General features: G+C 70.7%; 13 protein-coding genes. 8 read left to right on the forward strand and 5 right to left on the reverse strand.

All coding sequences use genetic code 11. The annotated features are described in order from the left end of the window. Positions 1-63 precede the first annotated feature (63 nt). Genes CVV72_RS13760 through CVV72_RS13770 form a run of 3 tightly spaced genes read left to right on the forward strand, consistent with a single transcriptional unit; the run spans position 64 to position 3697 of the window. Positions 64-1578: an FAD-dependent oxidoreductase gene (locus CVV72_RS13760; protein ID WP_255632684.1), complete on the forward strand. Its 1515-nt coding sequence runs from the start codon at positions 64-66 to the stop codon at positions 1576-1578. Next, on the forward strand, positions 1578-2675 hold the full coding sequence (locus tag CVV72_RS13765; RefSeq protein WP_219152810.1) for a glutamate--cysteine ligase: 1098 nt from the start codon (positions 1578-1580) through the stop codon (positions 2673-2675). Before CVV72_RS13760 ends, CVV72_RS13765 begins: the two co-directional genes overlap by 1 nt. Positions 2676-2692: 17 nt before the next feature. Continuing rightward, a complete protein-coding gene (locus CVV72_RS13770; RefSeq protein ID WP_219152811.1) occupies positions 2693-3697 on the forward strand; it encodes an iron-containing redox enzyme family protein in 1005 nt (334 codons plus the stop codon). On the opposite strand, the gene CVV72_RS13775 is transcribed toward CVV72_RS13770, so the two are convergent. Beyond that, positions 3671-3886 carry a CDGSH iron-sulfur domain-containing protein gene (locus CVV72_RS13775; RefSeq protein WP_219152812.1) on the reverse strand — a complete coding sequence of 72 codons (216 nt, stop codon included), beginning with the start codon at positions 3884-3886 and terminating at the stop codon, positions 3671-3673. The genes CVV72_RS13770 and CVV72_RS13775 overlap by 27 nt on opposite strands. Next, positions 3870-4565, reverse strand: coding sequence for a methyltransferase (locus CVV72_RS13780; protein WP_219152813.1), 696 nt, complete (start codon positions 4563-4565; stop codon positions 3870-3872). The genes CVV72_RS13775 and CVV72_RS13780 overlap by 17 nt, the downstream gene beginning before the upstream one ends. A gap of 355 nt (positions 4566-4920) precedes the next feature. Between CVV72_RS13780 and CVV72_RS13785 the strand changes: the two genes are divergently transcribed. The 3 genes from CVV72_RS13785 to CVV72_RS13795 are packed head-to-tail and all read left to right on the forward strand — an operon-like array spanning position 4921 to position 7593. Continuing rightward, on the forward strand, positions 4921-5352 hold the full coding sequence (locus CVV72_RS13785; protein WP_219152814.1) for a DUF4383 domain-containing protein: 432 nt from the start codon (positions 4921-4923) through the stop codon (positions 5350-5352). A 28-nt stretch (positions 5353-5380) separates the two neighbouring features. Next, positions 5381-6346 carry a glycosyltransferase gene (locus CVV72_RS13790; protein ID WP_219152815.1) on the forward strand — a complete coding sequence of 322 codons (966 nt, stop codon included), beginning with the start codon at positions 5381-5383 and terminating at the stop codon, positions 6344-6346. A 29-nt stretch (positions 6347-6375) separates the two neighbouring features. Then, positions 6376-7593, forward strand: coding sequence for a glycosyltransferase (locus tag CVV72_RS13795; protein WP_219153948.1), 1218 nt, complete (start codon positions 6376-6378; stop codon positions 7591-7593). Positions 7594-7710: 117 nt separating this feature from the next. Here CVV72_RS13795 and CVV72_RS13800 read toward each other — a convergent pair whose 3' ends face one another. The 3 genes from CVV72_RS13800 to CVV72_RS13810 are packed head-to-tail and all read right to left on the reverse strand — an operon-like array spanning position 7711 to position 10362. Continuing rightward, a complete protein-coding gene (locus CVV72_RS13800) occupies positions 7711-8616 on the reverse strand; it encodes a glycosyltransferase family 2 protein (RefSeq protein ID WP_219152816.1) in 906 nt (301 codons plus the stop codon). Further along, entirely contained in the window at positions 8606-9478 is an 873-nt protein-coding gene (locus CVV72_RS13805; protein WP_219152817.1) for a glycosyltransferase family 2 protein, read from the reverse strand. The genes CVV72_RS13800 and CVV72_RS13805 overlap by 11 nt, the downstream gene beginning before the upstream one ends. Continuing rightward, the gene (locus CVV72_RS13810) at positions 9475-10362 is read right to left on the reverse strand and encodes a polysaccharide pyruvyl transferase family protein (RefSeq protein ID WP_255632686.1); all 888 of its coding nucleotides are present in this window, start codon (positions 10360-10362) and stop codon (positions 9475-9477) included. The genes CVV72_RS13805 and CVV72_RS13810 overlap by 4 nt, the downstream gene beginning before the upstream one ends. 70 nt (positions 10363-10432) lie before the next feature. On the opposite strand from CVV72_RS13810, the gene CVV72_RS13815 reads away from it, so the two are divergent. Together CVV72_RS13815 and CVV72_RS13820 are read left to right on the forward strand one after the other, a co-directional pair. Then, positions 10433-11392: an NAD-dependent epimerase/dehydratase family protein gene (locus CVV72_RS13815; RefSeq protein WP_219152818.1), complete on the forward strand. Its 960-nt coding sequence runs from the start codon at positions 10433-10435 to the stop codon at positions 11390-11392. 273 nt (positions 11393-11665) lie between these two features. Then, positions 11666-13288 carry a carbamoyltransferase C-terminal domain-containing protein gene (locus CVV72_RS13820; RefSeq protein WP_219152819.1) on the forward strand — a complete coding sequence of 541 codons (1623 nt, stop codon included), beginning with the start codon at positions 11666-11668 and terminating at the stop codon, positions 13286-13288. Positions 13289-13293 lie beyond the last annotated feature (5 nt).

A 13293-nucleotide genomic window follows, 5' to 3' on the forward strand; every position in this document is an offset into this window, starting at 1 on the left:
ACCCGGTTCGAACTTCCCGAAAACCCTGGTTTGCCCGCGCCGCCACCTGGGAATCCGGCGGTCATGACGGAGTTGCCCGGAACGCGTTCACTGTGGCTCGACACCGCTCCCGCTCCCGACCGCACGGGAACGCCGTTGCCGTCGGAGGTCGACGTCGCCGTGCTCGGCGGCGGTATCGCCGGGCTCACGACGGCGTACCGGCTGGCGAGGGCCGGGCGTTCGGTACTGGTGCTGGAAGCAGGCCGCCTCGCCGCCGGGGTCTCCGGCCACACCACGGCGAAGGTCAGCACCCAGCACGGGCTCAAGTACGCCACGCTCGCCAAGACCAAAGGCTCCGAAGCCGCCGCGACGTATGCATACACGCAGGCGGCCGCGTTGGACTGGATCGCCGCGGCCACGGCCGAACTCGGCATCGACTGCGGTTTCACCCGCGCCGACAGTTTCGTCTACACGACCCATCCCGGGACGGTCGAAAGCCTCGAACGGGAGGCGGAAGCGGCCGCCGAGGCGGGTCTCCCAGCCTCCTACGTCACCGAGGTCGAGCTCGACGTGCCCGCCCTCGGCGCGGTGAAGTTCGCCTCACAGGCGCACTTCCACCCGCGCCGCTGGCTGCTCGCGCTGGCCGGCGAGATCGAACGCGCGGGCGGGACGATCGTCGAGGGTGTGCGGGCCGAAGGCGTCGACGAACTCGGCGGCGTCAAGGTGCGCACCAGTTCCGGCGAAGTACGGGCGGGCGAGGTCGTGGTGACGACCCACTACCCCGTTTTCGACCGCGGCCTGTTCTTCGCCCGGCTCGACCCGGTGCGCGACCTGGTGGTCGCCGGGCCGGTCGAAGGCAACCGCCCACCGGAGGGGATGTACCTCGACGCCGACACCCACCATTCCGTGCGGAGCTACCTCAAGGACGGCGTCCCGTACGCGGTAGTCGGCGGCGAGCATTACCGGGTCGGCGACTCCGTCGACGTCGAAAGCCGCTACGAACGGCTGGCGAGCTGGGCGGCCGAGCACGCGGCCCTGCACCGCGTCACCCACCGGTGGTCCGCCCATGATCTGTCCACTTTGGACTCCGTACCGTACGTCGGGCGTTATCACCCGGCGAGCCGCCACCTTTGGGTCGCCACCGGCTTCGGCCAGTGGGGCATGACCGGCGGCACCGCGGCCGGGCTGCTGCTCGCGGATCTCCTCACCGGACGCGACAACCCGTCCGCGGGTCTCTACGACCCGAACCGCTTCGACCTCCGGTCCGCGATCTCGACCGTCGAGAACAACGCCACCGTGGCGAAGTTCCTGATCGGCGACCATCTCAGCGCGTTGCGCAAACCCGCGTCCGTGGACGAGATCCTGCCCGGTGAGGCGAAGGTGACCCGTGACGGCGGCGAACTCGTCGCCGCCTACCGCGATCCGGGCGGCGAACTGCACGCGGTCGGGGCCCACTGCACCCATCTGGGCTGTCTCGTCGCGTTCAACAACGCGGAGAAGACGTGGGACTGCCCTTGCCACGGTTCGCGGTTCGGCTTGGACGGGTCGGTGATCCAGGGGCCGGCCGTCCGCGCGCTGCCGAAGAAACGGGAGCGGTGATGACCGGGATCGGTATCGAAGAGGAGTTCCTGCTGGTCGATCCCAGGACCGGGGTGAGCTGCCCCCGGGCGGAGGCGGTGCTCGAACGGCACCGGATCTGCTGTCCGCTGCCGGACGGCGCCGCGGTCCACCGCGAACTGCGGCCGACCCAGATCGAGGCCGCCACCGGGGTCTGTGAAACGGCCGACGAGCTGTACGAACACCTGACCGCCGGGCGACGCTCGCTCGCCGAAGCGGCCGCGGGCGAGGATTGCGCCGTCATCGCCGCCGGCACTCCCCCGCGTCGTTCACCCGAGCGCGACTATGGTTCCGACGACCGGTTCGGCAAGGTCGACGCGCTGTACGCGGGCGTGGTCAAGGCGTACGAGGCCTGCGGATGTCACGTGCACGTCGGGGTACCCGACCGCGAGACCGCGGTCGCCGTCGTCAACCACCTGGGTGAATGGCTGCCCACCATGCTGGCGCTGTCGGGCAACTCGCCCTTCGAGGGCGGTCGCGACACCGGTTACGAAAGCTGGCGGATGGTCGAGCAGAGCCGTTTCCCCGGCTCGGGCGTCGCACCGTACTTCGCCGACGCGGCCGCCTACGAGGAGCAGGTCGGACGGCTGGTGGACTGCGGTGTCCTCGTGGACGAGAACCAGACCTTCTGGCTCGCGAGGCCGTCCACTCGGTGGCCCACCGTCGAGGTCCGCGCCGCCGACACCGCGTCCACAGTGGACGAAGCCGTCCTTCAGGGCCTCCTGACCCGCGCGCTGGTGCGCACCGCCCTCACCGAACTGGACCGCGGCGTGGAGGCCACGCCGCTGGATCCGCAGATCGCCGCCGCCGCGGTGTGGTCGGCCGCGCGTCACGGTCTTTCGGGGCCGGCTGTCGACCCGGTGGCGGGCAAACCGGTCCCGGTGGGCGATCGGGTCGCCGCGCTGCTGGCGCACACCAAGCAGGCACTGGAGGACACCGGTGACGCGGACCTCGTCCGCACCCTTCTCGGGCAGCTGGAACGAGAGGGCACCGGAGCCGAACGGCAGCGCCGGGCCGCCGCCGACGGCGAGATCGCGGTCTTGCGGATGCTGACCGAAGAGACGGTTCCGCACGCCTAGACCGGGTACTCCCGGGTATGACGACCATCGACCGTGAGGTGGCCGCGAGGCTGCCCGAAATCCGCGGCCCGCTCTCTGCCGCCGTGGTGGACACCCTGGCAGGCGGACGCCGTGACGACTTCGACCTCGAGACGGCGGCCGGCGCCGACCCGTTCGGTGAAGACCTGCAGTTGGCGCTGTACGTCTGCTACGAACTGCACTACCAGGGTTTCGACGGCGTCGACTCCGCATGGGAATGGGACCCCCGGCTGCTGGGCTTCCGGTCCGTCCTGGAGCACACGTTCCTCGACGGCATCCGCGCCGCCGTACCCGGTGGAGACGACGTCGGCGGGTTGCTGGACGAGCTGCTCGTCGAACCGGTCGACGGCGGCGGCGTTTCGCACTTCCTGCGGGACGACGGCGAATGGTGGCATATCGAGGAGTACTTCGCGCACCGGTCGATCTACCACCTCAAGGAGGCCGACCCCCACGCCTGGGTGATCCCTCGGCTGCGGGGCAGGGCCAAGGCGGCGCTGGTCGCCGTGGAGTTCGACGAGTTCGGCGGCGGGCGGGCCGAGCAGGCGCATTCCCGCCTGTTCGCGGATCTGCTGAGCGCGGCCGGCCTGTCGTCCGGGTACCTCGCCTACCTCGATCACGTCCCCGCGTGCATGCTCGCGACGGTGAACATGATGTCGCTGTTCGGCCTGCACCGTGGCCTGCGCGGCGCGCTCGTCGGGCACTTCGCCGCGGCCGAGATCACCACCGCGCCCGCCGCCCGGCGCATGGACCAGGCGCTGGAACGCCTCGGCGGGCCCGCCGAATGCCGGTACTTCTACACCGAGCACATCGAGGCCGACGCGGTGCACGAACAGGTGCTGCGGCACGACGTCGTCGGCGACCTGCTCGACCGGGAACCGGAACTGGCGGCGGACATCGCACTCGGTGTCCAGGCCACCGATCTCCTGGAGGGCCGGCTGACCGAGCACCTGCTGGGTGCCTGGTCGGCCGGGGAAAGCTCACTCCTGAGGCCGCTGCACCCCTAGCCGTGAACGGCGGCGGTGGCTGGTGTCGCAGAACGGGTAGCGCTTGCTGCGGCGGCAGGCGCAGAGGGCGACCACGAAGCGATCCGAGGTCACCGTTTCGCCGTCTTCGGTGACGATCTCGACCGGCCCCTCCACCAGGAGGGGCCCGCCGGGTTCGATCCGGACCCTGGTTTCACGGCCGGTCGGCACGGATCACCACCAGTTCCTCGTGGCGCTGCTCGGCGCCGATCAGTCCCGCCGCTTGGAGGAAGGCCGCCCGTTCCCGCATGACGGGTCCGAAGGGGATCGACCGGGTGGCGACCACCGAAGGCGTCGTTCCGGCCGCCCGCAGTTGCTCCAGCGACTTGCCGGGGTCGGCGACCGCGGAGTGGACCATCATCAGGTAGCCGCCCGGCGCCACCAGGGACGACGCCCCGGCGCACACCTGGTCGAGCACGATCCGGCCGTCCGGCCCGGCGTCCCACGCCCGTGCGGCCCCGGCCGCGGGCACCGGGGACGGCACATACGGCGGGTTCGCCAGCACGACGTCGAACGGCCCACCGCGCACCGCTTCGGCCAAGCCGCCCCGAAGCGGCCGGACCGCGAGCCCGCGCAGCCGCGAATTGACCCAGACCGCGGCCAGCGCCCGCCGGGAGATGTCCACCGCGGTCACCGACCCGGCGCCGTGCGCCGCGGCCGCCAGCGCGAGCGCGCCGGTCCCGGTGCAGAGGTCGAGGACTCTCGCCCCGGCGGGCATTCCTGACGTGCTCAACGCGCTCGCCAGCATCCAGGTGTCGTGTTGCGGGCGGTACACCCCCGGGGGTCGCAGCAGCCGGGGCCGCCGCACCGGGGCGAGTGGAAGCGCTGCTGCATTGGAGATCGCGGTCATGTCCCCTCCGGGTTCGCCGATGTTGCTCCCGGCTACCCCGGTCGTGTGGTGCCAAACGTCCACAATGGCCTGCGATCCGAGGGTTGGACTCGCTCGGAACGGGGTAGCCGCAGGGAAATGACCGAAGGAGGCCACGGTGGAGAAGAAGGCCGACCCCGGCGAGAAGCAGGACGAGGAAGAACGCGAAGAGGTTCGTGGGGAGCAGGGCACGTCGTCCGGTGATCCCCACGACGACACCGACCCGCAATCCGGCTGAGCCGGTGCGGGAAACTCCCCCGGCTCGCCCGGCCGGGGGAGTTTCACGGCGTCTCCACGGGGTATCCGACGGGCTTGTGGTGGAACGGAGGCGTTTCCGATGAATCTGCGTACGACAGGCTTTCTCCTGCGACCGGTGGTACTGATCATCGCACTGGTCCATCTCGTCTTGGGTGTGCTCGGCTTCTTCTTCCTCCCTGAGGCGAACCAGGCGGGCGAGAACACCCTGTGGATCTTCAGCGCGACCGGCATGCTCGACGTCATCCGCACCGTGCTCGGCGCACTCGGTCTGGTCGCGGTGATCAAGCCGTCCGCGATCCCTGCCTACTGCTGGCTGGCTTTCGTGGCTTTCGCGGGCCTGACGGCGTTCGGGGTGCTCTCCGCGGCGACCGACACTTCGGGTGACGCCGTCAACTTCAGCTGGGCCGACAACACCCTCCACGGGCTGACCTCGCTCGCGGCGCTCGTGGTGGGCATCGCCGCCACTCGCGTCTCGCGGCGAGAGCAAAGCAACGCGAGCGAGAACGTTTAGTCCCTCCACAACGGGCAACTTGGCGGGTATGACGAAAAAGGCCCCGCTCCGGATCCTCCTGTGGCACGTTCACGGGTCCTGGACCGAATCCTTCGTGCGGGGCGGCCATCACTACCTCTTGCCGCTGCTCGCCGAGGGCGGGCCTTGGGGAAGAGGTCTCAGCGGCCGCGACTGGCCAGCCGCGGAGGAAGTTCCGGTCGACGATCTGAAAGACCTCGATGTCGACGTCGTGGTTCTCCAGCGGCCCGAAGAGCTCCAGCTGGCGGCGCGGTGGCTGCGCCGCCGTCCCGGCAAGGAAGTGCCCGCCGTCTACGTCGAGCACAACACGCCTCGGGATCACGCGGCCACCACCCGGCACCCGCTGGCCGATCGGGACGACATCCCGCTGGTCCACGTGACTCATTTCAACGAACTCATGTGGGACTCCGGGATCGCGCCCACGGTGGTCGTCCCGCACGGGATCCCGGATCCGGGTGAGCGCTACACCGGGGAACTCCCTCACGGCGCCGCCCTGATCAACGAACCGGCGAGGCGGGGACGGATCACCGGGACCGACCTGCTGCCCGCTTTCGCCGAGATCGCGCCGGTCGACGTGTACGGCATCGGCAGCGAAGACCTCGAAGGCCGTCACCCCGCGGTGCGTCCCGGCGGCGACCTGCGCAGCCGGGAACTGCACGCCGAGGTCGCCCGGCGCCGTGTCTACCTGCACACCGCCCGGTGGACGTCGCTGGGGCTCTCGCTGCTCGAAGCGATGCACCTCGGCATGCCGGTCGTCGCACTGGCGACCACCGAAGCCGTGCTCGCGATCCCGCCCGACGCAGGCGCCGTCTCAACGGACATCAAGGTGCTCGCGCGGGCTTACCGCGAATTGATCCATGAACCCGATTTCGCCGTACTGGCGGGGAAAACCGCGCGCGAGTTCGCGGTGAGCCATTACGGGCTCGACGCGTTCCTCGACCGCTGGGACGCCCTGCTGACCGAGGTGACCGCTTGACCACGCCGATCGCGGCGGGAAGGAATCCGATGAGGATCGCGATGGTTTCCGAACACGCCAGCCCGCTCGCCGCGCTCGGCGGAGCCGACGCCGGGGGCCAGAACGTCCACCTCGCCGAGCTTTCCGCCGCGCTGAGCAGGCAGGGCCACGACGTCACCGTCTACACGCGCCGCGAGAACCGGCGCGTCGCGGCAACGGTCGAAACGCCGGACGGCTACCGCGTCGTCCACGTCCCGGCGGGCCCGGCGAGAAAGCTGCCGAAGGACGAACTACTGCCGCATATGGGAGAGTTCGGGCGGGTGCTGCGCTCCCGCTGGGCCAAGGACCGGCCGGACGTCGTCCACGCGCATTTCTGGATGTCCGGCCTGGCTTCGATTCTCGCGGCGAAGGATCTCGGCATCCCGGTGACCCAGACCTTTCACGCGCTGGGTGTGGTGAAACGGCGCTATCAGGGCAAAAAAGACACCAGCCCGGCCGAACGGATCCGGCTCGAGCGGATGATCGCCAAACAGGCCGACCGGGTGATCGCGACCTGCTCGGACGAGGTCTTCGAACTCGCGCGGATGGGCCTGCCGCGCTCCCGCGCGTCCGTCGTCCCTTGTGGAGTGGACTTGACCGAGTTCACTCCGGACGGCGAGTGTGCTCCCCACACGGCTCGCCAGCGGATCGTCAGCGTCGGCAGGCTGGTGCCGCGCAAGGGTTTCGACCTCGCCATCGCAGCGCTGCCCTCGCTCCCGGACACGGAACTGGTCATCGCGGGCGGCCCGGACTCGGGCCCGCTCGACGAGGCTCCGGAAGTGCGGCGGCTCCGGAAGATCGCCGACCAGGCCGGCGTCGCCGACCGCGTACACCTGCCGGGACTGGTGTCCCGCGAGAACATGCCCGCGCTCCTGCGCTCCGCCGACGCGGTGGTCTGCACACCCTGGTACGAACCGTTCGGCATCGTGCCGCTGGAGGCGATGGCCTGCGGTGTTCCGGTCGTGGCGACCGCCGTCGGCGGGCTGACCGACACCGTCGTCGACGGCGTCACGGGCCTGCTGGTCCCGCCTCGCAACCCGAAGGACCTGGCTGGAGCACTGCGGCGGCTCCTCAACGACGCTTCGGCACGCGAGTCCTTCGGGATCGCCGGGACCGACCGGGTGCGGGCGCGCTACTCGTGGGACCGGGTGGCCGCGGACACCTTGCGCGCTTACGGGCGGGTTTTGAGCGGGGAGACGGAAGTGGCGACTGCCGCTTCGCCTTCCTGAGCGGCTTCCTCCGCCCGGCACGCGCTCGGTCGCGCCCCGCGGCGCGCGTGTCGCGAAAGCCACTTTCGGGACGTCTGATGTCCTGAAAGTGGCTTTCGCATCACCCCAAGAACCCGCTCACCCCACGTACCGTCGCGCGACCGAGTTCCGCTGCGACTCCTCCAGCAGCACCAGCCCCCGCTCCACTCCGGCAGGCACCACCGCGCGCTCCCCCAGCACCCAGGGGATCCCCCGCACCGCTTCCGCCACCGCCGCGAACGTGGCCCGGTCGAACGGCGCCGAACGCAGTACCGCGACCATCCGGCGCGCGATGCTGCCGGGCGGACGGCGCAGCCACAACGTCCACAGGGTGTTCCGGATGCCGAGCTGACGACGCCGCCGCGGATCGCGGACGGCCGAGGGGGCATGGTGGATCACCATCTCCTCGTCCCAGCACATCCACCAGCCCTTGGCGGCGAGATCGAGGGCGAACAGCTCTTCCTCCCCGCCGAGCCACATCCGGTCCGAGAAGCCGCCGACGTCGTGGAACGCGCGGACGCGGACGGCCGACAGCCCCGCCATGACACCCAGCAGCGCCGGGCCGGGCAGCCAGTCCGGGCCCGGGACCGGGGAGTGCCGCAGTTCCGGGGTGATCGGGTCCTCGGTCAGCGCCGGCTCCACCAGGCATCGCCCGGTCACCACACCCAGCCCAGGATGGGCGTCGAGCTGCTCGACGGCTCGCCGCAGGGACCCCGGCTGCCATCGGGTGTCGTCGTCACAGAAAGCCACATACGGCGTCTCCACCGCACGGACGGCGAGATTGCGCGCCACGGCGCCGAGGTTCCGGGAAGAGCGGATCACCCGGACCGACGGGAACCGTTCCTCGACGGCGTCCGCGGTGCCGTCGCGGGAAGCGTTGTCCACCACCACGATCGGCGCCGCGTCGGGCAGCGCGATCATCGAGTCGAGGGTTTCCAGCAGCTGCCCGCGCCGGTTGTGCGTGATCACCACGACCGTGATCCGGTCCGTCACTTCATCCTCCATGGGCGTGTTCCAGAACGCGGATGCGGCGCTCCACCGAAGCGGGCAGCCGTTGCCGGTCGGCGAGTGCGCGGGGCAGCCGCCGGAGGAACCCGGCGAGCGCGCCGAGCACATGGGGTTCCCGGGGGACCCGTGCCAGGGCCCGGAATCCTTCGGTGAGACAACGGCGCACGGGCCGTCTCATCACCGTGATCAGCATCCGGTTGCGGAGTTCGGCGCGCTCACGCCACGACGACGAGGGCCGCACCGGCGACGGATGGTGATGCGCCCGCACATCCTCCGCGTAGCAGAGCCACCAGCCGCGTGCCGCCAGGTCGTAGGACAGCAGCCGCTCCTCGGCACCGAAGTGCAGCAGAGGATGGAAACCCGCGGCCTGCAGATAGGCGGTCCGCCGGACGACCGCCGAGCAGGCGAGGAACCCGAGTACCGCGGGTCCGGGAAGCCCGTCGGGCCTGCCGAGCGGGCTGGCTGCCATCAGCGAGACGACCGGGTCCTCCCGTTCCTCCTCCCCCACCAGGGTTTTCGCGGCGACCAGGCCGACGTCGTCGTGTGTCTCGAGGATGCGCTCGGCCTCGGCAAGCGCATCCTCGGCCCACCAGGAATCGTCGTCGCTGAACGCGACATAGGGCGTCCGCGCCACCGCGACCCCGAGACTCCTCGCGGACACACCGATGTTGCGGGGCAGCCGGACGACACGCACCCCCGGGAACGCGGCGGCCATGGCCGCCGTGCCGTCGGACGAGCCGTTGTCGACCACCACGATCGGCGGTGGCGGCCGCAGCGCCGTGAGCCGCCGCAACGTCCGTTCCAGTTCGGGTGCCCGATCGCGGGTGGCGATCACCACCGTCGTCGCGGTCGCGCTCATCGCACCGGCCTGGTCTTGAGCGCCTTCACCATGTCCCGCATCAGCCCGTCGTCACCGGGCAGCGCGCGCAGCGCGGCCATCGCCCGGCCCTGTACCGAGGAACACCAGCGCCACCAGGAGTCGAGCACGTCCCGGTCGGCCGCTTCCTCGGCAGGCACGAGAGCGGGCCAGCCGAGCGCATCGGCCTGCGCGGTGACCTTGCCGCCGCCCTCGACCGGGTCGATGGCCAAGGCGGGCACGCCTGCCTGCAGACTCAGGACCAGCCCGTGCAGCCGGGTCGTGACCACGACGTCCAGATGCGACAGGATCGACGTGAACTGGTCCGGTGTCTCACAGCGTTCCCAGTCCGACGCCGCCAGCCGCGTGTCGAGCGGCACCCGGGCGCAGTCCACCCCGGCGATCCAGTCCTTCACCGAGGCGTGCACCGCAGCGTGGCGGCCCGAGTCGCCGTACTCCTGTTGTCCCGGCGCCAGGATCACCCCCGTCACCAGTACCGTGTCGGTCGGCACGCCCAGGGAAAGGTCCGGCGAGCCGACTCCGCCCTGATCCCGGGCGAAGACCTCGTCGAAGCCCGTGACCGTGTCATCCTCCGGATCGATCACCGAGACCCCGACGGCGATCCGGTGGCAGTGGGCGAACCGCCGGTGCACCTCGCGCACCTGCCTGCCGTGCGCGGGCCCGCAGACGAACACCACGTGGCTGTACCGCGCCGGATCCACCTCTTCGTAGTTCACGTCGCCCGGCCGGTACACCGGGCTCCACGCAAGATCGTGAGGGAGCCCCATCGTCGACAGCGCTTCGTCGACCCTGCGCATGCTGAGAACGTCCCCTGCCGTCGCTTCGCCGTGCCGGAAGCTCGCCCAGCCGATCACCAATGCACGCATATCCGAGGCTTACCCGTCCTCTCCTGATTCACACGGTTTTTCCGGCCCTCACCGCGGGTAGCCGGTCGCCATGGACAGAGTGCTGGTGACCGGGGGCGCGGGTTTCGTCGGTTCGCATCTGTGCGAACGTCTGCTGGACGCGGGCACGGAGGTCGTCGCGGCCGACAATTTCGCCACGGCCGTCACGGCCAACGTGGCGCATCTGCTCGAGCGGCCGGGGTTCCGGCTTCTCTCCCGTGACGTCACCGCGCCGATGAGCGCGCCGGGCCCGTTCGACGTCGTCTTCCACCTCGCGTCCGCCGCTTCGCCCCGTGACTACTTCCGCCTTCCGCTCGAGACGCTGCGCGCGGGCTCGCACGGCACGGAGCGAGCGCTGGACATCGCCGAACGCGACGACGCCCGCTTCGTCCTCGCTTCGACGAGCGAGGTCTACGGCGACCCCCGGGAGCACCCGCAGCGCGAGGAATACTGGGGGAACGTGAACCCGATCGGACCGCGCAGCGTCTACGACGAGGCCAAGCGGTACGCCGAAGCGCTCACGTCGGCCATGCGCCGGGAACGGGACGTGAACACCGGCATAGCCCGGATCTTCAACACCTACGGCCCGCGGATGCGCCCCGACGACGGCCGCATGATCCCGACGTTCATCGGACAGGCGCTGGCGGGCGAGCCGCTCACCGTGACCGGAACCGGCGACCAGACCCGTTCCCTCTGTTACGTCGACGACACGGTCCGCGGGCTGATCGCGCTGGCCGGCTCCGACGTGCCCGGCCCGGTGAATCTGGGCAATCCGCACGAACTCACCGTGCTGCGGATCGCGGAGGAGGTCCTGGCCGTCACCGGCAGCGCGTCGCGGATCGAGCACGTCGAAGCGGCGGTCGACGATCCGGCCCGCCGCTGCCCGGACATCTCCCGTGCCCGCCGGGAACTCGGCTGGGAGCCGGAAGTCCCGTTGACGGAAGGACTTCCGCGCACCGTCGCCTGGTTCGCGCGGCCGCGGTCCGGCCCGTACCCGGCCGCCGGCGCCTGAACCCGTAACTCACGTGATCGGAGCCGTGACTCGCGTGCTTGAAGCCGGACCGGCTCTGATCACGCGAGTTACGGCTCCAAGCACGTGAGTTCCGTGTCTGGACACGCGAATGACGGATCGCGGCACGCACCCCGAAATCCCTCGAGAGACGCTTCGCTCTGTAGCGACGTCCTGGGCTTCTGCGCCGCGTCGTTTATCACCGACTGCACCGGGTAGCGCTACAGGAGTAAGCGCGGGTCACGGCCCGCATCCCCCGACCGGAAAGGTGGCCCGGTGCGCATACTCGGTGTCAACGCCGTTTTCCACGACCCGGCCGCGGCCCTCGTGGTCGACGGCGAGATCGTGGCCGCGGCGGAGGAAGAACGGTTCAGCCGTCGCAAGCACGGCAAGCGGCCGGTGCCGTTCTCCGCTTGGGAACAGCCGGCCGAAGCCGCCGCGTGGTGCTTGGCGGAGGCGGGGATCTCCGCGCGGGATCTCGACGCCGTCGGCTATTCGTACGATCCGGCGCTCGTCGAGCCGGGTCTGGCGGGGCATGACGGGAAGAACGAATGCCTCCGCACCGACTTCGCCCGCCGGGCTCCCGCGTTCCTCAAGGCGGCCTTGCCCGGGCTGGATCCCGCGACCGTCCGGTTCGTCCGGCACCACGTGGCGCACGCCGCCTCGGCCGCGCTCGCCGCGCCGTTCGACGACTGCGCGGTATTGGTGGCCGACGGCCGCGGCGAGAGCACGTCCTATCTCGCGGGCGAGTACCGCGACGGCAAGTTCGAAGAGCTCGCCGAGCAACGGCTCCCCCATTCGCTCGGGCTGATGTACGAGGACCTGACCGAGCACCTCGGCTTCGCCCGGTCCAGCGACGAGTACAAGGTGATGGCGCTGGCCTCCTACGGGAAGCCCCGCTTCCTCGACCGGATCGCGGAGAGCGTGCACACCAACGGAATGGGATTCCGTACCGACGAGATCGACTGGGCCTCGTTCGCGCCCGCCGTCGAGCCGGGGCAGGAACCCGGGCAGGTCCACGCCGATCTGACCGCGAGCGTGCAGCGCTGCCTGGAGGACGTGCTCCTCGAACTCGCGGCCAAGGTCCACGAGCACACCGGGCACACCGACCTCGCGATGGCGGGCGGGATCGCGCTCAACTGCGTCGCCAACACCCGGCTCCACGCCGAGGGTCCGTTCGACCGCATCTGGGTCCAGCCCGCCGCCGGTGACGCCGGCACCGCGCTCGGCGCGGCGCTGCAGCTCGCGGCCGACTTCGGCGAACGCGGTCGCCCGATGACCGGCGCGGACCTGGGCCGCGGCTGGACGGACGACCAGCTGGAGAACGCGCTCAAGACCGCGAACGTCCGCTACGAACGGCCGGACGACGTCGCCGAAGCCGTGGCCGAAGCGCTGGCCGAAGACCGGATCGTGGCCTGGTTCCAGGGCCGGTCCGAATTCGGCCCGCGCGCGCTCGGCCACCGGTCGCTGCTCGCGCATCCCGGGCACGAGGCCAATCTGGAACGGCTGAACGACGTGAAGGGCCGCGAACAGTTCCGCCCCGTCGCCCCGATGGTGCTCGCGGAACGCGCGGGCGACATCTTCTCCCGCGGCCCGCTTCCCAGCCCGTACATGCTCTTCGTGCACGACGTGGCGCAGGAGTGGCGGGATCGCCTCCCCGCCGTCACCCACGTCGACGGCACCGCCCGCGTGCAGACCGTCGACGCCGCCGCCGAACCGCTCGTGGCGAGGATGCTCGGCGCGTTCGAACGGCGTACCGGACTGCCCGCCGTGGTCAACACCAGCCTCAACACCGCGGGCAGGCCGATGGTCGATTCCCCTCGGGACGCGCTGGAGTGCTTCGGTTCGGCCCCCATCGACCTGCTCGCCCTCGGACCCTTCGTGGTCCGCCGTCCCTGACCTTG

The sequence above is a fragment of the Amycolatopsis sp. TNS106 genome, assembly GCF_019330265.1.
GTDB classification, from domain to species: domain Bacteria; phylum Actinomycetota; class Actinomycetes; order Mycobacteriales; family Pseudonocardiaceae; genus Amycolatopsis; species Amycolatopsis lurida.